The 23,459-nt window shown below is 71.8% G+C and carries 10 protein-coding genes; 6 read left to right on the top strand and 4 right to left on the bottom strand.

The features are described 5' to 3' along the window. Positions 1 to 3 precede the first annotated feature (3 nt). From BG90_RS17120 to BG90_RS17105, 4 genes are read left to right on the top strand one after another with little or no spacing between them, the layout of a single operon-like run. Positions 4 to 903 carry an ABC transporter ATP-binding protein gene (locus tag BG90_RS17120; protein WP_010103777.1) on the top strand — a complete coding sequence of 300 codons (900 nt, stop codon included), beginning with the start codon at positions 4 to 6 and terminating at the stop codon, positions 901 to 903. Beyond that, complete coding sequence (fhuB, locus tag BG90_RS17115; RefSeq protein ID WP_045568245.1) at positions 900 to 3,011, top strand: Fe(3+)-hydroxamate ABC transporter permease FhuB; 2,112 nt, start codon at positions 900 to 902, stop codon at positions 3,009 to 3,011. The genes BG90_RS17120 and fhuB overlap by 4 nt, the downstream gene beginning before the upstream one ends. Next, the gene (gene fhuF, locus BG90_RS17110) at positions 3,008 to 3,814 is read left to right on the top strand and encodes a siderophore-iron reductase FhuF (RefSeq protein WP_010115514.1); all 807 of its coding nucleotides are present in this window, start codon (positions 3,008 to 3,010) and stop codon (positions 3,812 to 3,814) included. Before fhuB ends, fhuF begins: the two co-directional genes overlap by 4 nt. Positions 3,815 to 3,834: 20 nt before the next feature. Further along, entirely contained in the window at positions 3,835 to 5,055 is a 1,221-nt protein-coding gene (locus tag BG90_RS17105; RefSeq protein WP_374189760.1) for an ABC transporter substrate-binding protein, read from the top strand. 16 nt (positions 5,056 to 5,071) lie between these two features. Here BG90_RS17105 and BG90_RS17100 read toward each other — a convergent pair whose 3' ends face one another. The 3 genes from BG90_RS17100 to BG90_RS17090 form a co-directional block, all read right to left on the bottom strand. After that, on the bottom strand, positions 5,072 to 5,644 hold the full coding sequence (locus BG90_RS17100) for a DUF1993 domain-containing protein (protein WP_010115510.1): 573 nt from the start codon (positions 5,642 to 5,644) through the stop codon (positions 5,072 to 5,074). A gap of 325 nt (positions 5,645 to 5,969) precedes the next feature. After that, on the bottom strand, positions 5,970 to 8,204 hold the full coding sequence (locus BG90_RS17095) for a putative bifunctional diguanylate cyclase/phosphodiesterase (RefSeq protein WP_010115508.1): 2,235 nt from the start codon (positions 8,202 to 8,204) through the stop codon (positions 5,970 to 5,972). Positions 8,205 to 9,177: 973 nt separating this feature from the next. Next, complete coding sequence (locus BG90_RS17090; RefSeq protein WP_010103760.1) at positions 9,178 to 9,642, bottom strand: MerR family transcriptional regulator; 465 nt, start codon at positions 9,640 to 9,642, stop codon at positions 9,178 to 9,180. A gap of 75 nt (positions 9,643 to 9,717) precedes the next feature. On the opposite strand from BG90_RS17090, the gene BG90_RS17085 reads away from it, so the two are divergent. Next, positions 9,718 to 10,953: an NADH:flavin oxidoreductase/NADH oxidase family protein gene (locus BG90_RS17085; RefSeq protein ID WP_025989813.1), complete on the top strand. Its 1,236-nt coding sequence runs from the start codon at positions 9,718 to 9,720 to the stop codon at positions 10,951 to 10,953. A 548-nt stretch (positions 10,954 to 11,501) separates the two neighbouring features. Here the strand turns inward: BG90_RS17085 and BG90_RS17080 are convergent. Further along, entirely contained in the window at positions 11,502 to 13,247 is a 1,746-nt protein-coding gene (locus tag BG90_RS17080) for a cyclic peptide export ABC transporter (RefSeq protein ID WP_010103756.1), read from the bottom strand. Positions 13,248 to 13,584: 337 nt separating this feature from the next. Here BG90_RS17080 and mbaJ point away from each other — a divergent pair, with 337 nt between their 5' ends. Beyond that, on the top strand, positions 13,585 to 23,454 hold the full coding sequence (mbaJ, locus tag BG90_RS17075) for a siderophore malleobactin non-ribosomal peptide synthetase MbaJ (RefSeq protein WP_045568244.1): 9,870 nt from the start codon (positions 13,585 to 13,587) through the stop codon (positions 23,452 to 23,454). Positions 23,455 to 23,459: the final 5 nt, after the last annotated feature.

Raw genomic sequence — 23,459 nt, 5'->3', positions numbered from 1 at the left:
ACGATGAAAGACGAAACGGTGGCGGCGCTCGCGGCGCGCGCGCTGAGCGTCGGCTACCGGGATCATCTGGTGCTCGACGGCCTCGATCTGTCGATCGCGGCGGGGCGGGTGACCGCGCTATGCGGTCCGAACGGCTGCGGCAAGAGCACGCTGTTGCGTACGCTCGCCGGGCTGCAGCCCGCGCTGTCCGGCGACGTCGAAATAAACGGCGCGCCGCTCGGTTCGTACCGGCGGCGCGCGCTCGCGCGCACGCTGACGATGCTCGCGCAATTCAACCAGATTCCCTCGGGGCTCACGGTGCGCGAGCTCGTCGCGTACGGCCGCTACGCGCACGGCGGGTGGCTGCGCGGGCTGTCGCGCGCCGATCGCGACGCGATCGACGAAGCGCTCGCGACGACGGGCTTGGCCGACGACGCGGCGCGCGACGTCGCGGCGCTGTCGGGCGGCGAGCGGCAGCGCGCGTGGATCGCGATGGCGCTCGCGCAGCAGGCGCCCATCGTGCTGCTCGACGAGCCGACCACGTATCTCGACATCCATCACCAGCTCGACATCCTGCGCGAACTGCGGCGGCTCAACCGCGCGCGCGGCCTGACGATCGTCTGGGTGCTGCACGACCTCAACCAGGCGGCCGCGTACAGCGACGAGATCGTGCTGATGCGCGCGGGCCGGATCGTCGCGCAGGGCACGCCCGACGCGATGCTCGAGCCGCATCCTCTGCAGGCGGCGTTCGGCGTCGCGATGCTGAAGACCGCGCATCCGCTCACCGGTGCGCCGATGTGCGTGCCCGCATACGAGGGCGTGCTCGACGTCGAATCGACGACGGCCGTCGGTGCGGGCGACGCGGACGGCGAATCCGGCGTGCGCCGCGCCGACGCTCGCGCGCAACGGGATCTCGCCGCATGACGACGCTCGCCGTCCGCAAGCGCCTGTGCCGCGGCGCGCTCGCGTCGGAAGCATCGCGCGCGGTCGCGACGAGCCGCGTCGGCGCAATCGCCGGCGCGCTCGCCGCGTTGATCGTCGCCGTCGCCGCGATGCGGCTCGCGCCCGAATGGCGCGCGTGGCTCGCCGCGCCGGCGGGCAGCGACGCCGCGCAGCTCGCGCACATCATGCTGTTCGACCTCGCCGCGCCGCGCGTCGCCGCGGCGCTCGTCGCGGGCGGCTGCCTCGCGGTCGCGGGCGCGCTGTTCCAGGCGCTCACGCGCAATCCGCTCGCCGCGCCCGATCTGCTCGGCATCACGGGCGGCGCGCAGCTCGGCCTGATCGCCGCGATGCTCGTGCCGGCGCTCGCCGGCCACGCGTCGGTGCCGCTCCTGTTCGTCTGCGGGCTCGCCGCCGCCGGCTGCGTGTCGGCCGCGGCGGGCGGCTGGCGCGCGACGCCGTTGCGGCTGATTCTCGCGGGCAGCGTGTGCATGCTGCTGTTCTCGGCGATCACGACGCTCTTGCTCGCGTTCTTCGAAGAGACGGTCGTGGGCGCGTCGCTGTGGGCGAGCGGCAGCCTCTATCAACCGGGCGCGGCCGGGCTGCGCGACGCGCTCGCGTGGCTCGTCGCGCCGCTCGTCGCGCTGCCGCTCGTGATCCGGCCGCTTGATCCGCTCGCGCTCGGCGACGATGCGGCGGCCGCGGCCGGCGTGCGCGTCGACGCGACGCGGCTCGCGGCGACGACGGTCGCGGTCGGCTTCGCGAGCGTCGCGGTCAGCATCGCGGGGCCGCTGTCGTACGTCGGGCTGATCGCGCCGAACCTGATGCGGCAGGTGCGCGGCGCGAAAGCGTCGAAGCTCGGCGCGCTCGTGCCGCTCGCCGCGCTCGCGGGCGGCGCGCTCGTGCTCGTCACCGACAGCGCGGTGCTCGCGCTCGGACTCGATTCGACGCTGTCGACGGGCGTCGCGATCGCGTTCGCCGGCACGCCGCTGATGCTCGCGATGATCCGTCGCGGCGCCGCGTGGTCCGGCGCGGCGCAGCAGGCGACGCAGGCGCAGGCGAACACGCGCGGCGGCGCTCGCGTCGTCCGTGCGCTCGCCGCGCTGCCGTGGCCGGCCGTCGCGTCGCTGCTGCTCCTGATGGCGGGCGCGGTGCTCGTGGTCGGCGCGTCGTTCGGCCCGGCGTGGCTCGGCCCCGGACGCTGGCTCGCCGCGCTCGCGCAGCGCGACGACCTCGCGCGGATGGTGCTCGACCTGCGCGCGCCGCGGCTGCTGTGCGCGCTGCTCGCGGGCGCGCTGCTCGGCGCTGCCGGCGTGCTGATGCAGAGCATCGTGCGCAATCCGCTCGCCGGGCCGGAAGTGCTCGGCGTCACGCAAGGCGCGGGATTCGCGACGCTTGCGACGCTCGTCGCATGGCCGCTCGCCGCGCACGGGACGCTCGTCGCCGCATCGCTCGCGGGCGGCGGCGCGACGCTCGCGCTGACGCTCCTGCTCAATCGCCGGCATCGCTACGCGCCGCTCGCCGTCGCGCTGACGGGCATCGTGATCGGCACGCTGTGGACGACGCTCGCGCAATGGCTGATCACGCAGGAGAGCGTGCAGCCCGCGCGCTTCGTCGTCTGGCTCGTCGGCGGCACGTATGGGCGCAGCTGGGGCGAGGTCGTCGCGCTGCTGCCGTGGTGCGTGCTCGCGCTGCCGACGCTCGTGCTGCTCGCGAAGCCGCTCGATCTGCTCGCGCTCGGCGACGATCAGGCGGCCGCGCTCGGCCTGCCGATCGCGGTGCTGCGCCCGCTCGTGCTGACGATCGCGACGCTCGCCGCGTGCGCGGCGGTCGCGGCGGTCGGTCCGGTCGGCTTCATCGGGCTGATGGCGCCGCATCTCGCGGCGATGCTCGGCGCGCGCACGCATGCGACGCGCCTGTGGGTCGCCGCCGCGTGCGGCGCGCTCGTGCTCGCCGCCGCCGACGTCGCCGCGCGCACGCTGCTCGCGCCGCGCGAGATTCCGGCGGGCGTGCTGACCGCATTGATCGGTGCGCCGTACCTGCTCGCGCTGTTGATCGCCGAAGCGCGGCGCGAGCGGCGGGGCGGGCGGTGACGGCGTACGTTCGCGCGACGCGCTTTTCGACGTTCGCGCCGGCATCGATCGCGCATTATCTCGAGCACGTATGGCTCGGCGCGCCCGATGCGCACGACGAGCCCGCGCTCGGCATCGATCGCGGCGAGCCGCCGGACGTGATCCCGGCCGCGGCGCTCGCGAGCCGGCGCGATGCGCTCGTCGGCGCGATGGCCGCGCTGTACGGCGGCGATGCCGGCGTGCATGCGCGCGCGCTGCTGTCGCAATGGAGCAAGTACTACTTCAACCTGGCCGCGTCGGCGGGCCTCGCCGCCGCGCTGCTGCTCGGCCGGCCGCTCGACATGACGCCGTCGCGGATGCGTGTCGCGCTGCGCGCCGGGATGCCGATCGCGCTGATCTTCGAGCCCGATGCGCTGCGCCCCGCGCAATCCGAACCCGCGCCGCGTTACGCGGCGCTCGTCGATCATCTGCGCGCGACGATCGATGCGCTCGGCGCGCTCGCCAAGCTGTCGCCGCGCGTGCTGTGGGCCAACGCGGGCAACCTGCTCGACTATCTGTTCGAGCAATGCGCGCACGTGCCGCGCGCCGCCGCCGACGCCGCGTGGCTGTTCGGTCCCGTCGACGCGCACGGCGACGCGAACCCGCTGCGGCTGCCGGTGCGCCGCGTGAAGCCGTGCTCGGCACGGCTGCCCGATCCGTTCCGCGCGCGCCGCGTGTGCTGCCTGCGCAATGAAATTCCTGGGGAAGACCAACTGTGTGGAAGCTGTCCGCTGCTGTTGACGATGTGCGACGACGAGCTCGCGAAGCAGGACGCCGCGCATTGACGGCGCGCGGGCTGCGATTCATGGGGCTGCCGGTCGATGCCGGCGTCGCGGCAATGGCGAGAGCGATATCTCGCTTGGGGTTCGTGAGGTTCGTGAGGTTCCCGCGGCTGCCGGTCGAGACGGGCAAGATGCTGCCGACGCGAGCGACGCACGTTGCGCGACGGCTGCGGTTGTCGGCCGGCGCATGCGCGACGCGGCGGGCGCACGCGCCGGGCCGTGCGTGGCGCGCACGGTCGTCGGCCGCCATGGCCGCGGCGTTCGTCGCCGGCATCGCGTGCTCGGCGCAACCGGCGCGCGCGAGCGAGCCGCCCGCCGTCTGCAGGCCGCTCGCCGACGATCCGGCCGTGTCCCAATTCAGCCGCGCGCTGCCCGCACGACCGGTGCGGATCGTCGTGCTCGAATTCATGTTCGCCGAGGATCTCGCCGCGCTCGGCATCACGCCGGCCGGCATGGCCGATCCCGCGTACTACCCGGTCTGGATCGGCTACGACGACGCGCGGCTCGCGCGCGTGCCGGACGTCGGCACGCGGCAGGAGCCGAGCCTCGAGGCAATCGCGGCCGCGAAGCCCGATCTGATCCTGGGCGTCGGGCTGCGGCATGCGCCGATCTTCGATGCGCTGTCGCGGATCGCGCCGACGGTGCTGTTCAAGTACAGCCCGAACTACGTGCAGGACGGGCGGCAGGTCACGCAGTTCGACTGGGCGCGGGCGATCCTGCGCACGATCGGCTGCCTGACGGGCCGCGAGCAACAGGCGCGTGCGGTTGAAGTGCAGGTCGACGCGGGCCTCGCGCGCGACGCGCGGCGCATCGCGGCGGCGGGACGCGCGGGCGAGCGCGTCGCGTGGCTGCAGGAGCTGGGGTTGCCGGATCGCTACTGGGCGTTCACGGGCAACAGCGCGTCGGCGGGCGTCGCGCGCGCGCTCGGCCTCGAACCGTGGCCGGGCGAGCCGACGCGCGAAGGCACGGCGTATGTGACGTCGGAGGATCTGCTGAAGCAGCCCGACGTGGCGGTGCTGTTCGTCAGCGCGACGGAGCCGGGCGTGCCGCTCGACGCGAAGCTCGATTCGAAGATCTGGCGGTTCGTACCGGCGCGACGGGCAGGGCGGGTCGCGCTCGTCGAGCGGAATATCTGGGGGTTCGGCGGGCCGATGTCGGCGCTGCGGCTGGCCGACGAGATGACGGACCGGCTGCTGGCGATGCCGAAGCCGAAGCCGAAGCCGAAGCCGGATGCGCGCCGGTAGCCTCGTCGTCGCGGCCTCAGTCTTGCGGCGTCGTCCCGGGCCGGAGGTACGCGAGCATGTGCGGCACGTAGTCCGCCTTGCCCAGTTCGACGCCGTGATTCCGCAAAATGGCATAGGCGGCGATCAAGTGGAAATAGAACTGCGGCAATGCCCAGTCGCGAGCGTATTGCTCGCCTGTCATGTCGAACGCCACGCCATTGGGCAGTTCGAGCGCGATCGGACGATCCGCGCCTTCGTCGAGCGCGCCGGGCGCGAGTCCGCCGAGAAAGGAAATCGCGTCGGCGATGTGCGTTTGCGCATCGCTCAACGAGCCCGGCTGCGCATCCGCATTCCACCCTTCGCGCCGCACATCCGTGAGCGCCGGCGGAAGCGACTCGCCGCGAAGACGGTAAATCGGCTCCTGAGCCTGAAAGCACGCAAACCGGATTTGGGCGGCGAGCGGAAACATGTCGGCGGCGAGTCGTCGCGACAGCAGCGCATCCGGTTCGCCGCCTGATGCCCGTTGATGGGCGACGGCCTTGTCGAGCCAGGCCGATAGCCCGCGCAGCATCTGTGTGAAAGAAGGAATGAGAAGAGTGGTCGGCGACACGAGGAGCCTCCGGAGGAAGTGACGCATGCCACGATACCAGCGAGAGGCGATACGTCGCAAACGCGCGGCGCTCGTCCCGCGGAGCGCCGGGTTTCGAGACGCGTCGCGTGCGGCGGGAATCGCGAGCGGAATATCTGGGGGGACGGCGCGAAGCGACGGGAGGTGTTGGCGGCGAGCGGGCGGGATGCCGTCGAAGCCGCCGTCAGCTCTACAACTGTACCTTCATCCCGGCCGAGCTAACCAGGTTCGACGTCCGCTGCATACCGAAACGAGTCGGCAGCGCGCCGCAGGCCGGGCGGAGCTCGCGGCCGCGACGATCGAGCGCCTACTCCTCCGAACCGGCCCCCGCGCATGGCGCGATGTGGCCTTGGCGCAGGAGCTCGCTGGCTCGCGCGGCGCCCACCGCTTCGCTGAAACGGAAGCCTTGCGCGTTCGTCGCCCGATTCGTTGCCGCCAGCAGCGCACGCTGCTGCTCGGTCTCCACGCCCTGGGCAATCACCCCGATCCCGATATCGTGCGCCAAGGCGACGATGGCGCGGATCGTCGCCGCACTCTCGGGATCGAGGGTGGAGCGTCGGACGAGGGATTGCGCGATCTTGAGATGGTTTACGCGATAGGCTTTGACATAGTCGAACGACGCGAACTCGCTGCCGAAATCGTCGATGGCGATCTTCGCGCCGAGTTCATGCAACTGCGCGAGTACGTCGGACTGTGCCCACGCCAGTCTGGCGAGCGTCGTCTCGGTCACGTCGAACTCCAGATCGGAGGGGGCGAGACGCCACTTCGCGGCGGTTTCGGCGACATCGCGCACGAACGCTCGAGCGCTCTTGAGCTCGAACAGAGACAGATTGATCGCGATCATCAGCGGGGCCACTCCCTCGTCGCGCCACGCTCGCATTTGCCGGCACGCCTGGTCCAGCACCCAGCGCCCGAGCGCCGCCATGGTGCCGTCCCTCTCGGCGATCGGAATGAAAACGCCGGGGGAAACGAGGCCCCGCGTCGGATGATGCCAGCGAACCAATCCTTCCATTCCTAAAATATTTCCGGATGACAACTCGACCTCGGGCTGGTACTGAAGCTCCAACTCGCCGCGATCAATCGCCCCCTTCAAATCCTCGGCGAGTGCGACACGTTCGAGCACCGCCCGGTCGAGCTCGTCGGAATGAAAGCGATGCCGGCTGCCGCCCATGTGCTTCGCGCGGAGAAGCGCCAGTTCGGCCTGCGCCAGCATGGCGTCCGCCTCCGCGTCGCCCTGGACGTACGGACGAACGCCAATGCTTGCCGAGATACGCACGTCGTTGCCGTTGAGCAGATACGGAGAGGCGAGCGCCGTTTGAAGTTTCGCAGCCAGCACCCCGGCGTCCGCCGGCTCGCCCATCTCGCCCTGCAGCACGGCAAACGCGTCGTCGCTCAGCCGGGCAACCAGGTCGCTCGCGCGCGTGCAGTTCCTGAGACGCGCCGCCGCCTCTCGAAGCAGCAGGTCGCCGATCGGGTAGCCCAGCCGGTCATTGACCAGCTGGAAGCGGTCGAGATCGACAAGGAAGATCGCGAACGGCGTGCCGCCATGCTGGGCTGCGGCCAAAGCCTGCCACAGCCGCGCGAGGAAGCTGGCCCGATTCGCCAAGCCCGTGAGCGCGTCGGTGCGAGCGAGCTGCGCGATCTTTTCCTCCGCTGCCTTGCGCTCGGTGATGTCGATGACGATCCCTTCGACTTCGATCAGCCGTCCGCTCTCGTCGCGGACCGGGACGTAGCGGTTCTCGACGCGACGGCAAGCGCCGTCGCCGGTGCGCAAGCGGATCTCGATCGAGACGTCGTCGGCGTCCTTCTCCAGCACGCGCGCCAGCGCCGCATCGACCTTGGCCTGGTCGTCCGGATCGACGAGCTCGCGGGCCCACGCCGGCGAGGCCAGCAAGGCAGCGCGGTCGTGGCCGAATCGGATGATGTCATGCGATATGTAGACGAGCGGAAACGAAGGCTCGCCACGCAGACGGTAAAGGATGACCGGACTGTTCCGGACGAAGATGTCGGCTTCGGCAAGCGCTTTGGTTCTTTCCTCGACCGCCTCTTCCAGGCCGCTCGTCTTGAAGGCCGCCTCTTGGGCCGTCTGCCACTTCGTGGTCAGCACGCAGGCCGCCTGGCGGATCTCGATGTTGTCCAACGGCTTCTTGAGAATGAGCACGCGGTGGTCTGCGCCGAGGCGCCTCGTCAACGTCCCCCGGGGGTAATCGGACTGCGAGCTGCACAGCGCGAATTGCAACTGCGGGTCCACTTGCCAGAGCCGTTCGATGGTCCGAAGGCTGTCCCGGCCGGGCCGCATGTGCATGTCGATGAAGGCCATCGCATAGGGCTTGTTCTCCGCCAGCGCGCGCACGACCCGTTCCAGCGCTTCCTGGCCCTGATACGCGGAATCGACCTGAAACGCTTCGCGAGCGGCTGGAATCTCGCCGGAAAAGGGCGTCCGGGTGGCGGCCGGCGCGGTTTCACTGCCCGCGAGAATCCTGCGGAAATCCTGGTGAGTCGCGTCGTTGGCGTTGATCACCAGCACGCGGCGATTGATCATGCCGATCTGCTCGGCTGCGCGATGCCTTTCACCGGCCCAGTGATGGTTCCTGGACAAATGCCACGCGCCGGCCGAGGCGGTTGCCGTGCGTCTGGCGGGCCGTGTCCCCCTTGGCGGCCAAAGCGGTTCGACGGAAGGCCAGGACCAACCCGGTTCGTGATGAGGCCTCGATTGAAAGCGCATGCCAGGTTCCCCCCGGAATCCCGATCCCGCTGTCGGTTGCCGCTGCAACGAACTGACCCCTTGGGCGCGCCGCCGGCAAAAAACGGGCGCCGAACACGTAAAGAGGGCGCATTGATTCCGCCCATCGCGATCGCAGCCGTACCGAGCCGACCGGCTGCACGAGGTCGCTCGCGGACCGCGCGGCGTCGGATCAGGCCGCAGACATTCGATTGCTCTGCACGGGTTGGACGTTTCGGGTTGCTCCGCGCTGGCGGCGACTTGGGGTTCAATGCGTCAACGTCGGCTTACCGGGTCGCCTCATGCATCGGGCTGCGCATGCGTTGTGATCAGGTTGCGCCCATGGATCGGGCCAATCTCGTCGGACGATAAAAGTATAGTCGCGCGTATCCATCTGACAAACCTCGGTCGTCGAGAACGTCACTCGCGCTCCGATGGCGAATGGAGGGCCGGACGTGGCGTTGTCAGGTTGCAGGGCGGTCGCGTGGATGATCGGCGCTCGACGGTCCGCAGCCGGAGCACGAACGGGCGCTCGAATGTCCGCGATCGGGCGGTCGACGGCTGCAGCGGCCGGCACCCGCGCGACGCGATCGGGCCGCGGCCGCCCCGTTTCAGCCACTCGGGTTCGCGCAGTCACCTTGACTGTTTGCGCGATGACAGGGGCCACTCGGTTGGCCGCGCCGTCCCCCGACGCTTGGACCGGACTTTCGCGTTTCCGCCGTGGAGGCCCGTCGCAGGTTTCCGAGCGCGCGCCGGCTATGGTGGGTATCGTTCGGCATTCGGACTGCGTGAATCAAGCGCGTGTTCGCGCTCTTGCAGGACGCGAGCGACCGTTCGCCGGAGATTGGCCAACCCCATCCTGACGCAGCTTGTCGAGCACACGCTGTGTCGCATCCTCGCAATCCTCGCCCTCTGTCCGGTTCGCGATCTCGTCGATGAGGGCGAGCAGGTGGCGCTTGCTCTGTGCCAAATGCTGCTCGAGCAATTCGATCTCGTCGATCTTGTGCCGAAAGGCCTGAAGCAGTGCTTCGTGAGGCCACGCATTCAGATCGGGCGGCAGGACCGCGCGGATTTCTTCCAGAGAAAACCCCGCGCCCTGCGCACGATTGATGATTTCCAGCCGGGTCAATGTGTCCGGACCATATTCACGGTACCCGTTGGCTTGCCGCTGCGCGGGCTGAAGCAGACCGTGCGCTTCGTAGAACCGGATTCGCGAGGCGGTAATGCCGCTCAGCCTCGCCAGCTCGCCAATCTTCATCCCCGTCTCCCGGCGCTTGACATTGAAGTTGACTTTAAGGTTAACGTCGATCTGTCGTCAATCGAGGATATGCCGATGAAGCTGTTCACGCCCCTTGCCCTGCCCAATGGCGCGATGATTTCGAACCGTTTGGCCAAGGCGGCCATGGAAGAGAACATGGCGGATGCGGACCATGCGCCGTCCGATGCGCTGTTGCGCCTGTACGATGCCTGGGCCGGGGGCGGAGCCGGCCTGATCCTGACCGGCAACGTCATGGTGGACAGCCGTGCAATGACCGGACCGAACGGCGTGGTCCTGGAGGACGACGCTCGTCTCGACCGCTTTCGCCGTTGGGCGCGGATCGCGCGCGCGCATGGCGCGCATGTCTGGATGCAGATCAATCACCCCGGCCGTCAGATGCAGGCCGCGCTCGGCCAGACCACGCTTGCGCCATCCGCGGTCGCACTGGAGCTCGGCGCGTTGTCCAGGCAGTTTCCCGTGCCGAGAGAAATGACCGAGCAGGACATCGCCGACGTGCAGCGGCGCTTCACGCGCAGCGCGCAGCTCGCGGAACAAAGCGGCTTCACAGGCGTACAGATTCACGCGGCGCACGGCTATCTGCTGAGCCAGTTCCTTTCTCCGATAACGAACAAGCGACAGGACAAGTGGGGCGGCGGCATCGAGAATCGCGCACGCCTGCTCGTCGAAATCGTCCGGTCGGTGCGAAGCGCGGTCGCGCCCGGGTTCGTGGTCGCCGTCAAGCTGAATTCGGCGGATTTCCAGCGCGGCGGCTTCAGTTCCGACGATGCGAAGCGCGTGGTCGAGATGCTCAATCCGCTCGGTGTCGATCTCGTGGAGCTTTCCGGGGGAAGCTATGAGGTTCCGGCCATGCAGGGACAAGCCCGCGATGGCCGCACGCTCGCGCGCGAAGCGTACTTCCTGGAATTCGCGCGCGATATCGTGGCGGCCGCGCACATGCCCTTGATGGTCACGGGCGGCATCCGCCGCCGCGCGGTGGCCGAGGCGGTGATCGACAGCGGCATCGCGATGGTTGGCATCGCAACGGCGTTATCGATCGATCCGAATCTGCCGCGCGACTGGCGGGATGGCAAGGACAACGCGCCGATGCTGCGGCCGATCGTCTGGAAGAACAAGGCGCTGGGCTCGCTGGCCAATATGGCGGTCGTCAAGTTTCAGCTCAAGCGGCTCAGCGAGGGACGCGCGGCCGATCCGGACGTCTCGCCGCTCAAGGCCCTGATGTTTCAGCAGCTCGCCGCCGCATGCCAGACACGGCGTTACCGCCGATGGGTGGTCCGGAGAACGCCCCGTTAGCGTCATGGGCGTCCGTGCCGTTTTTCGCCGGTCGAGCGGACGCGACGTCGGCGGAAAAATGGTTCCGGCTCTAAGGGGAATGCCGCGGCCGTGCCGGCGTTCGTCTGCGGGTGGTTGCGTTGACCGAACGCTCGGCGTTCGCCTTTGCGAATCGAAAGGCCGGTCATGGCGGCGAGTCGCCTTCCGAGCATCGACGAAGCAGCATGGCCGAGCGATGCTTGCCGGCCGAACTGCATCGCGGCTCTTTTCGACGCACTGAATTTGAAGCCATTCAGCGGCTACCCGGCCGACGCCAGACCAAAGCGGCATTCGTCGCCGTCTCCGGCGCCGGACGTGGATTGCAAGCGCGTGGCGGGCTAACGTCGGCCTGGCGATATCGCGCGATTCGCCTTGATTGTCGCGAAGACGAATGCCCGCGAGACCGCGAAGAGAAAGCCCGCAAGTGGCAATGCTTGGCGCGCGCTGCCGCTCGAACGAGCGACGCGTGCGCGCAGGCGCGAGCGCGGGGCCGTCGATGACCGCCCCGCGCATACCGATTCCGTTGCGAATCAGCCTACCGTCCCATTCGCCAGCGCCGCCCGCTCGGCCCCATACGTCTCGCTGATGATCTTTCCGTTATCGAGCTTCAGCACCCGATCCGCGATCGGGAAGTACCGGTCGTCGTGGCTGATCACGATCACCGTCTTGCCGCGCGCGCGCAGCTCCGGCAGCAGTTGCTCGTAGAACACCGCCTTGAACGCCGGGTCCTGATCCGCCGCCCACTCGTCGAACAGATACAGCGGCCGATCCTCGAGATACGCGACGACGAGCGCAAGCCGCTTGCGCTGCCCGGTCGACAGCGCGCGCGTCGAGAACGCGCCGTCGACGACCTGCACCTTGTGATCGAGCGAGAGCTTCGCGACGAGCGCGTTCGCGCGCGCGTCGGCCTGCGCGCGGGCCGCGTCGTTCGGATCGACGATGCCGAGCAGCGCGTCGAACAGGTGGAAGTCGTTGAACACCGCCGAGAAGCGCTCGCGGTACGCGGCGCGCTCGGCGAGGCCGATCGGCCTGCCGTCGAGCTCGATCGCGCCGCTTTCGGGCTCGTAGAGGCCCGTCAGCACCTTCGCGAGCGTCGTCTTGCCGCTGCCGTTGCCGCCGACGATGAACACGAGCTCGCCCGGCTTCAGCGTCAGGTCGATCGGGCCGACGCGGAACATCCGCTCGTCGCGCTCGTGGAAGTACGAATGCGTGACGCCGCGCAGCGCGAGCGTGTCGAACGGCGCGTGCGATGCGCGCTCGTCGGGCGGCGGCGCCGTGCGCAGCGCGCCGAACTGCGCCATCAGCTTCTCGATCCGCTCGAGCGACACGCGCGCCGCGTTCAGCGTCGGCACGTTGTTCAGGAGCCCGTCGAGCGGCAGCAGCATGAACAGGAACACGACCACGTAGCCGGATGCGGCGGGGCCGTCGCCGCGCACGCCGAGCGCGGGCCAGAACGCCGCGACGCCGAGGAACACGTAGAACAGGAACACGATCCAGCCGACGCCGATCGCGTACGCGCTGAACGCGCGGCGGCGATGGTCGCGCACTTCGGCGATCGCGGCGCCCAGTTGGCCGTCGACGAACTGGCGCGAGCGCGCCTGATGCAGCTTCAGCTCCTTCGCGCCCGAAAAGAGCGCGCCGAGATAGCCGAACAGCTTGTCCTGCGAGCGGCCGGCATCCTCGAGCCATGCGATCGCGCGCTTGTCGCCCGCGTGGTAGCCAACCGAGCCGACGAGGATCGCCGCGACCGCGAGCAGGCACACGGGCCACGACAGCCACGCGAGATAGCCCAGGCAGCCGAACACGATCGAGCCGTGCATCACGAGGTTCGGCAGCGCGAAGAACAGCATCGACACGTTGGTCGCGTCGTCGGTCAGCACCGACTGGACGGGCGCCGCGCCGATCCGCTCGACGTCCTGCAGCTCGGCCGCCGCGACGCGCCGCGCGACGTGCTCGCGCAGTTGCGCCATCGTGTCCTGCGACAGGCGGGCGAACAGCACGCCGGTGACGATCCGGGTCACGAGCGCGATCACCGCGCAGAGGCCGAAGCGCCACGCGAGCGTGACGTCGGCCGCCTCGGGCTGCGACAGCGCGCGGCTCAGCGTCGCGACGAGCAGCACGCTCGACGCGCCGTTCAGCACGCACGCGGCGAGCGCGATCGCGAACGCGCCGCGGGAGCGCTTCAGGAGCGCGAGGATCAGGCGCCGCGCGTACTTCGCGGCGGGTCCGGAATCGGTCGGGGGCGGGGCGTCGAGGCGCCCGGTGGCAGCGGTCATCGGCAGGTTACGAGTCAAGTGAAGATCGGGACGGCGCTTCGATGCGCGAAGCGGACGGCGAGGCGCGTGCGCGCCCTCTGACTGCTAGACGAACGGGCGGGCGCAATGTTTACCCGCGGCCTTCGCGCTGGCGGGCGTCGATGCCGGCGGCGACGGCGTCCGGGCGCGCCTGCGGAGCCGTCGCGGCGCGCGCCGGCAACGTGCCGGCCGCCGCGCCGGGTAAACGGCGCGGTAAAAAATTTCACGCGTGATTCGTCTCACTGTTGAAGCGGCCCTCTTGCGGCCGGCGACATGAACGAACGGCCGAGGCGGCCGGATCCAACGGACTTCACGCCCTATGACGAGCTTTCCGACTGCGCTGCATCAACGAATCCACGCGCTCGCGCGACTCGATCCCGACGCGCCCGCGCTTGCGTCGTTTTCGCCCGACACCGTGCGCCTGTCGCGCGGCGAACTCGACGACCGCGCGGCGCGCCTCGCCGCGCAACTGCGCGCGGCGGGCGTGACGACGGAAGTGCGGGTGGGCGTCTGCGTCGCGCGCTCGTGCGACCTGTTCGTCGCGCTGCTCGCGGTGATGAAGGCGGGCGGCGTGTTCGTCGCGCTCGATCCGCGCCATCCGGCCGCGCGGCTCGATTGGGTCGCGCGCGATGCGGGGCTCGCGCACGGGATCGTCGACGCGTCGGCCGACGCCGCGATGCGCGCGCGCTTTGCACAATGCTTCGACGTCGCGAGCGTCGCGCGGCCGGACCCGGCCGCGCCGCGCGTGCACGGCGGCGAGGCGGACGACGGGTGCACGGACGTCGCGGTGCATCCGCGCGCGGCCGCCTACATGATCTATACGTCCGGCTCGACGGGCACGCCGAAGGCGGTCGTCGTCGAGCACGGCCCGCTCGCCGCGCACGGCGACGCGCTCGCCGAATCGCTGCCGATCGGGCCCGGCGATCGCGTGCTGCATTTCGCGTCGGTGAACTTCGACGTCGCGATCGAGGCGTGGCTCGTGCCGCTCGCGGTCGGCGGCAGCGTCGTCATTAGCGATCCGCCGCCGTTCCCGCCCGACGCCGCGCACGCGCTGATCGCGCGCGAGCGCGTGACGAACACGACGCTGCCGCCCGCGTACCTGCGCGAGTTCGCGGCGGTATGCGCGCGCGAAGGCGTGCCGCCGTCGCTGCGCGTGCTGCTGTTCGGCGGCGAGGCGATGTCGCAGGACACGTTCGACGAGATCCGCCGCGTGTTTCCGTCGATCCGTCTCGTCAACGGCTACGGGCCGACCGAGACCGTGATCTCGCCGATGCTCTGGCCGGTCGATCCGGGCACGGCGCCCGCGCTCGAAGACGGCAACGGCTACGCGTCGCTGCCGATCGGCTGGCCGATCGGCCGGCGCGTCGCGCGCGTCGAGCAGGCGGACGGCTCGGTCGCGCACGGCGACGCGGGCGAGCTGCTGCTCGGCGGCGCGTGTCTCGCGCGCGGCTACCACGGCCGCCCGGCGCTGACCGCTGAGCGCTTCGCGCCGGACCCGACGGGCGAGCCCGGCGCGCGGATCTACCGGACGGGCGACCTCGCGCGCGAGCGCGCGGACGGCTCGTTCGACTATCTGGGCCGGATCGACGATCAGGTCCAGGTGCGCGGCGTGCGCGTCGAGCCGGGCGAGATCGCCGCGTGCCTGCTCGCGCATCCGGGCGTGCGCGACGCGGGCGTGCTCGCCGAGACGGCGGACGGGCGCACGCAGCTGATCGCGTGCGTCGCGCTGGCCGGGCCGCGGGCCGAGACGTCCGCCGGCGATTCCGCCTCCGATACGCGGCCGGACGACGACGCGCTGCGCGCCCACGTCGCCGCGCATCTGCCGGCCGCATGGCTGCCGCACCGGTTCGCGCGCTTCGACAAGCTGCCTTACACGCTGAACGGCAAGCTCGACCGCGCCGCGCTGCGCGACGCGGTCGCGGCGCTGCCCGTCGAGGCCGCCGCCGGTTTCGACGCGCCGCGCACGGACACCGAGCGCCGCGTCGCCGCGCTGTGGCGGCGCCTGCTGAACGATCCGGCACCGATCGGCCGCGTCGACCGCTTCTTCGTGCGCGGCGGCGATTCGCTCGCCGCGATGCAGTTGCAGGCCGCGATCCGGCTCGAATGGCGCGTCGATCTGCGGCTCGACGCGATTTTCGACGATGCGCCGCTTGCCGAGCTCGCCGCGCGGATCGACGGCGCGCGGCCGGGCGCGGATCGGCCGGTCGTGGCCGCCGCGCCGGCGCCGCGCGCCGATACGGACAACGCCGCCGGCGCCGTCGAGCGTCCCGCGTCGTTCGCGCAACAGCGCTTCTGGGTGCTCGCGCGCACGCAGGATGCGGGCGCCGCCTATCACGTGTCGTTCCACTGGGACGTCGACGGCGGGCTCGACCTCGACACGCTGCAGCGCGCGCTCGATGCGCTGATCGCGCGTCACGAGGCATGGCGCACGACGCTCGTCGAGAACGACGACGGGATCGTCGTGCAGCGAATCCACGCGATGCTGCCGGTGCGGATCGCGGCCGTCGATCTGCGCGGCGAGTTCGCGTCGTCGCGCGCCGCGCGCTTGGCCGAATTGACCGAGCGCCACGCGAGCGCGCCGTTCGACCTGTCCGACGGTCCGCTCGTGCGCGCGCTGCTCGTGACGCTCGCCGACGGCGCGCAGCGCTTCCTGCTGACGACGCACCACGCGGTCAGCGACGGCTGGAGCTCGCGTTGCGCGTTCGACGAGCTGACGACCGCGTACGCGGCGTTCGCCGAAGGCCGCGAGCCCGCGCTGCCGACGCTGCCGATCCAGTACGCGGACTACGCGCAATGGCAGCGCGACGCGCTCGATGCGGGCGAAACCGCGCGCCAGCTCGCCTACTGGCGCGCCGCGCTCGCCGACGCGCCCGCGCCGCTCGCGCTGCCGCTCGACCGGCCGCGCGCGGCCGAGCGCGACTATCGCGGCGGCCGGCTCGCGCTGCGTCTTTCGTCCGCCGTGTCGGGCGCGGTGCGCGATGCCGCGCGCCGGCTGCACGCGTCGCCGTTCACCGTGCTGCTCGCCGCGTTCGACGCATGGCTGTTCCGCCTGACGGGCGAGCGCGATCTCGCCGTCGCCGCGCCGATCGCGCAGCGCGCGCGTCCGGAGACCGCGCCGCTCGTCGGCCTGTTCCTCAACACGCTCGCGCTGCGCGCGCACGTGTCGCCCGCGCAGTCGTTCGAATCGCTCGCCGCATCGGTGCGCGACGCCGCGTTCGGCGCGTTCGCGCACCAGGACGTGCCGTTCGACAAGGTGGTCGACGCGGTGAAGCCGCCCGTGCGCCGCGGCGACGAGTGGCTGCGGGTCAAGTTCGCGCAGCAGTTCGATCTCGAATTGTCCGCGTCGCTGCCGGGCGCGTCGGTGCGGATGGCGCCGGGGCTCGATCCGGCCGCGCGCTTCGATTTCGCGCTCGATTTCACCGACGATCCGCGCGGCATCGAATTCGTCGCCGCGTATGCGCTCGACGGGCTCGACGAAGCGACCGCGCAAGCGTGGCTCGACAGCTTCGCGGCGCTCGTCGAAGACGCGATGCGCCATCCGCGGCGCGCGATCGCCGAGCTGGCGGTTGCCCAGGGCGGCGCGCCGCGCGCGCTGCTCGCCGGCCGGCCGCTCGCGACCGCGTCCGACGTGCTCGCGCTGTTCGCGCGCGAAGCGGCCGAGCATCCGCACCGGATCGCGCTCGCGGACGCGGACACGCAACTCACGTTCGCCGAGCTCGACGACGCGTCGAACCGCGTCGCGCTCGCGCTGCGCCGCGACGGCGCGCGCGCGGAGACGCCCGTCGCGATCTGCGTCGAGCGCTCGGCGCGCTTCGCGGTCGCGTTCGTCGGCGTGCTGAAGTCGGGCGCGGTCGCGGTGCCGCTCGATCCGGCGTCGCCGCGCGAGCGGATCGCGACCGCGCTCGCCGCGTGCGGCGCGCGCCGGATGCTCGCGGCGGGCGATCCCGGCGCGCTCGGCGACTTCGACGGCGTCGCCGTGCAGGACGTCGACGCGTGCGCGCACGACGCGTCGCTCGCGAACGCCGCCGCGCCGCGCGTGCCGCCGCTGCCCGAGCAGGCCGCGTATCTGATCTTCACGTCGGGCTCGACGGGCGCGCCGAAGGGCGTCGTCGTCTCGCATCGCGCGCTCGCCGACTACGTCGCCGGGATGCTCGACGAGCTCGCGTTCGCGCCGGACGCGTCGATGGCGATGGTGTCGACGGTCGCGGCCGACCTCGGCCACACGACGCTGTTCGGCGCGCTGTGCTCGGGCCGCACGCTGCATCTGCTGCCCGCGCACGCGGCCTTCGATCCGGACCGCTTCGCGCACGAAATGGCGACGCGCGACGTCGGCGTGCTGAAGATCGTGCCGAGCCACCTGCACGCGCTGCTCGACGCGCAGCGCGCGGCCGACGTGCTGCCCGCGCACGCGCTCGTCACGGGCGGCGAGGCGCTGCCGTGGACGCTCGTCGAGCGGATCGCCGCGCTCAGGCCCGGCTGCCGCGTGATCAATCACTACGGGCCGACCGAAGCGACCGTCGGCGCGCTCGTCTGCGACACGTCCGCGCCGGCCCAGGCGGACCTGCGCGGCGCGGCGGCGGCCGGCGCAGGCGCCGCGCCCGCGCGCGGCGTGCCGCTCGGCCGGCCGCTGCCGAACGCGCACGCGTGCGTGCTCGACGCGCACGGCGCGAGCGTGCCCGTCGGCGCGATCGGCGAGCTGCACCTCGGCGGCCCCGGCGTCGCGCGCGGCTATCTGGGCCGCGCGGCCGCGACCGCCGAGCGCTTCGTCCCGCATCCGCACGAAGCGGGCGCGCGCGTCTACCGGACGGGCGACCGCGTGCGGCTGCGCGCGGACGGCCGGCTCGACTTCCTCGGGCGTCTCGACGATCAGGTGAAGATCCGCGGCTATCGCGTCGAGCCGGGCGAGGTGAGCGCCGCGCTGCGCGCGCTGTCCGGCGTCGCGCAAGCCGAGACGCTCGCGGTCGAGCAGGACGCCCGGCTGCGCCTCGTCGCGTTCGCGACGCCCGAAGCCGGCGCGCGTCTTTCGGGCGATGCGCTGCGCGACGCGCTCGCCGCGCGCCTGCCCGACTACATGGTGCCCGCCGCGCTCGTCGTGCTCGACGCGCTGCCCGTGACCGCGAACGGCAAGATCGACCGCGCGGCGCTGCGCGCGCTCGCGGCGACGCCCGCGAGCGCGTCGGCCGCCGACGAGGACGCGCCGCAAGGCCGGATCGAAGAGACGCTCGCGGCCGTCTGGCGCGAGGTGCTGAAAGCGCCGCGCGTCGGCCGCCACGACAACTTCTTCGAGCTCGGCGGCGATTCGATCCTCGTGCTGCAGGTGATCGCGCGCTCGCGCAAGCGCGGCGTCAAGTTCACGCCGAAGCAGTTGTTCGACGGCCCGACGGTCGCCGAACTCGCGCGCGTCGCGGTTGCGATCGAAGCCGTCGCGCCGAAGGACGGTGCGGCGGCCAGCGCGAGCGCCGCCGCCGGGCAGCCGTCGTCCGCCGCGCGATCGGACGAAACGTGGCTCACGCCCGCGCAGCTTCGGTTCTTCGACCTCGACATCCCACGCCGCGGCCACTGGAACCAGTCGATCGAGCTCGACGTCGCCGGCGTATTCGATTTCGATGCGTTTGCGCGCGCGTTCGACGCGCTGCTGACCCATCATCCCGTGTTCCGCCAGCGCTTCGCGCGAACGGGCGCGAACGGCGCGTGGCGACTCGCCGACGCGCCGCGCGCATTCGACGCGCTGCCGCTCGCGGCCGCCGCCGCGCGCGACGAAGCGGACGCGCTCGCACAGTTCGACGCGCTGCAAAGCACGCTCGACGTGACGCGCGGCCCGCTCGCGTGCGCGTTCGCGGCCGCGCTGCCGAATGGGACAGCGGCGGGCGCGACGAAGCTGTATCTGGCGATCCATCACGTGATCGTCGACGGCGTGTCGTGGCGCGTGCTGCTCGACGATCTCGATTCCGCCTACCGCGCCGCGTGCGAGCGCCGCGCGGTGCGGCTCGGGCCGACGGGCGCGAGCGCGCCCGAATGGGCGGCCCGGCTCGCGCGCGCGGCCCGCGATCCGGCCGGGCCGTTCGCCGCCGAGCGGCCGTACTGGGCGGCGCTCGCCGCGCCGCACGACGACCTGCGGCTCGACCATCCGCACGCCATCGCGACCAACGCCGACGCCGACGTCGTGATCCAGACGCTCGATGCGGCGCTCACGCGCGACGTGCTGACCGAGGCGAACGCCGCGTACCGGACCCACGCGGTCGAACTGCTGATCGCGGCGCTCGTCGCCGCGCTCGGCCGTCATGCGGGCGCGGCGTCGTGCCGGCTCGAGCTCGAAGGGCACGGCCGCGAGGCGCTGTTCGACGACATCGACGCGAGCCGCACGCTCGGCTGGCTGACGAGCCACTATCCGGTCGCGTTCGCGGTCGACGCGACGCTCGCCGGCGTGAAGGACGCGTTGCGCGCGGTGCCGAACAAGGGCCTCGGCTTCGGCGTGCTGCGCCATTACGGTGACGACGCGACGCGCGCCGCGCTCGCCGCGGTCACGCGTCCGCGCGTGACGTTCAACTACCTCGGCCAGTTCGACGCGCCGCGCGACGCCGCGCTCGTGCCGCGCTTCGGCGGCGCGGGCCGCGAGCGCGACCCGGCGGGGCCGATCGGCAACGCGCTCGCGATCCACGCGTACGTCGACGCGAACGACGGGCGCGCGCTGAAGGTGCACTGGGTGTACGGCGCGACGCAGTTCGAGCGCGCGACGATCGACGCGCTCGCCGCGCGATTCGACGCCGCGCTGCGCGAACTCGCGGCGGCGTGCAAGGCGCGCATCGCCGAGCGCGGCGCCGGGGCCACGCCGGGCGACTATCCGCTCGCGCGCGCGGCGGGGCTCACGCAGGCGGCGCTCGACCGGCTGCCGTTCGATGCCCGCGCGATCGACGACCTCTATCCGCTGTCGCCGATGCAGCAGGGGATCCTGTTCCATTCGCTGTTCGCGCCGGAACGGGCGACGTACGTGAACCAGCTCGTCGCGACGCTCGTCGCCCCGGACGTCGAGCGGCTGCGCGCCGCGTTCGACGCGGCCGTCCCGCGCCACGACATCCTGCGCACCGGCTTTGCCGCGCACGAAGCGGCGCCGATGCAGGTCGTCCATCGTCATGCGCGGATGCCGGTCGAGATCGTCGACTGGCGCGGCGCGCATCCGGACGATGCGCGCGTCGAAGCGGCGCTCGACGCGTGGCTCGCCGACGACCGCGCGCGCGGCTTCGATCTCGCGACGCCACCGCTGATGCGCGTGACGCTGATCCGCACGGGCGAGACCGAGTGGCGTCTCGTCTGGACCCGCCATCACCTGCTGCTCGACGGCTGGAGCACCGCGCGCCTCTTCGCGGACGTGCTGCGCGACTACATCGAGCCGCCGCGCGCGAATCCGTTCGCCGCGCCGGCGCGCACGCGCTATCGCGATTTCATCGCGTGGCTCGCGCGGCGCGACGCCGGCGCCGACCGCGCGTTCTGGCTCGATCGGCTCGCGCGGCTCGACGAGCCGACGCACGTCGCCGAACGCGAGCGCGGCGCGAACGACGCGTCCGGCAACGGCGCGTCCGGCGACGGCGCAGCCGCTCGCGAGGCGACCGGCCGCGCGAACTGGCGCGCCGCGCTGTCCGCTGCCGACACCGCGCGCGTCGCCGACGCCGCGCGCCGGCTCAAGGTGACCGTCAACACGATCGTGCAGGGCGCCTGGGCGCTCGCGCTGCAGCGCACGACCCACCACGCGGCGGTCGCGTTCGGCGCGACGGTCGCCGGGCGCCCGGACGCGCTGCCTGACGTCGACACGGTGCTCGGCCTCTTCATCAACACGCTGCCGGTGATCACCGCGCCCGAGCCCCGGCTTGCCGCGCGCGAATGGCTCGCGCGCCTGCAGCGCGACAACGCGGCGGCGCTCGAGCACGCGCATACGCCGCTCTACGAGATCCAGCAATGGGCGGGCGCGGGCGGCGCGCTGTTCGACACGCTCGTCGTGTTCGAAAACTATCCGGTCGACGAAGCGTGGCACGGGCGCGATCCGCGCGCGCTGCAAAAGCGCGACCTGCGCAACATCGAGGCGACCGACTTCGCGGTGACGCTCGTGATCGAAGCGGGCGACACGCTGTCGATCGACTACGGCTACGATCCCGCGCGGATCGGGCAGGCGCGCGTCGAAGCGCTGCACCGCGCGTTCGCCGCGTGCATCGGCGGCCTGATCGCGAATCCGGATGCGCCGCTCGGCGCGATCTCGTGCGCCGACGCCGATGATCTCGCGCTGATCGCGCGATGCAACGCGACCGGCGTGCGCTGGCCCGACGCGCAGCGCGCGCCGCTCTTCGCGCAGTTCGAAGCGGCCGCGCGCGCGCGGCCCGACGCGATCGCGCTCGAATTCGCCGACGCAAGCGGCAGCGGTGCGATCGCGCGGATGCGCTACGCCGAGCTCGACGACAAGGCCGCCCGCGTCGCGGCGGCGCTCGCCGCGTCCGGCGTGCGGCCCGACTCGGTCGTCGCGCTGTGCGTCGAGCGCTCGTTCGACATGGTCGTCGCGCTCGTCGGCGCGATGAAGGCGGGCGCCGCGTATCTGCCCGTCGATCCGGACTATCCGGCCGAGCGGATCGCGTATCTGCTCGGCGACGCGAAGCCGCCCGTCGTGATCACGCAAGCGCATCTGCGTGCGCACGTCGACGCGGCGCTCGCGGGCGCCGCCGCGGTCGTCGTCACCGTCGACGAACTGATCGAACGCGCGCCGGCGGCGCTTCCCGCCGGGACGCCCGCCGCCGCTGCCGCCGCTGCCGCTGCCATTGCCCCCGACCAGCTCGCGTACCTGATCTACACGTCGGGCTCGACCGGCAAGCCGAAGGGCGCGGGCAACACGCACGGCGCGCTCGCGAACCGGATCGCGTGGATGCAGCACGCGTATCGCCTGACGCCCGACGACGTCGTGCTGCACAAGACGCCGTTCGGCTTCGACGTGTCGGTGTGGGAGTTCGTGTGGCCGCTTTCCGTCGGCGCGACGCTCGCGATCGCGGCGCCCGGCGACCATCGCGATCCGGCGCGGCTCGTCGATGCGATCGAAGCGCATCGCGTGACGACGCTGCATTTCGTGCCGTCGATGCTCGCCGCGTTCGTCGCGTATCTGGACGATTTCGGCGCGGCCGCGCGCTGCGCGAGCGTGAAAACGATCGTCGCGAGCGGCGAGGCGCTCGCGCCCGAGCTCGTCGCGCGCGTCGCCGCGCGGCTGCCGGGCGCGACGCTCCACAACCTGTACGGGCCGACCGAGGCGGCGATCGACGTGTCGCACTGGACCTGCACGGCCGGCGACGCGACCGGCGCCGCCGTGCCGATCGGCCATCCGATCGCGAACGTGCAGCTGCACGTGCTCGACGCGGCGCTGCACCCGGTGCCGGCCGGCGCGACGGGCGAGCTGTACCTGGGCGGCGCGGGGCTCGCGCGCGGCTACCTCGGCCGCGCGGCGCTGACGGCCGAGCGCTTCGTGCCCGATCCGTTCGCGGCGGGCGCGCGGCTCTACCGGACGGGCGACCTCGCGCGACGGCGCGCGGACGGCGCGCTCGTCTATCTCGGCCGGATCGACACGCAGGTGAAGCTGCGCGGCCAGCGGATCGAGCTGGGCGAGATCGAGGCGCTGCTGCGCGCGGGCGAAGGCGTCCATGACGCCGTCGTGATCGTGCGCGACGAGCGGCTCGTCGGCTACGTCGCGTGCGCCGCGCCCGCCGGATTCGACGGCGCCGCGCAGATCGAACGGCTGCGCGCGCAATTGCCCGCGTACATGGTGCCCGCGCAGCTCGTCGCGCTCGACGCGCTGCCCGTCACGCCGAACGGCAAGTGCGATCGCCGCGCGCTGCCCGCGCCCGTCTTCGACGAGCGGGTCGTCGACGCGCCGCGCACCGACACCGAGCGCGCGCTCGCGGCGATCTGGCGGCGCGTGCTGAAGCTGCCGGACATCGGCCGCGACGACGATTTCTTCATGCTCGGCGGCCATTCGCTGCTCGCCGCGCAAGCGAACGCGCAGGCGAACCTGCAGTGGGCGCTGACGCTGCCGCTGCGCACGATCTTCGACGAGCGCACGCTCGCGCGCTGCGCGGCGGCGATCGACCGCGCACACGACGCCGGCCGCGACCACGACGCCGCGAGCGCGATCGACGCGCTGCTCGGCGAGCTCGAAGCCCAGTAAGGAGC

It is taken from the genome of Burkholderia oklahomensis C6786, assembly GCF_000959365.1.
Taxonomy (GTDB): Bacteria; Pseudomonadota; Gammaproteobacteria; order Burkholderiales; family Burkholderiaceae; genus Burkholderia; species Burkholderia oklahomensis.
The sequence above is the reverse complement of the archived record's forward strand: the minus strand, read 5'-3'. Positions and strand labels throughout refer to the sequence as shown.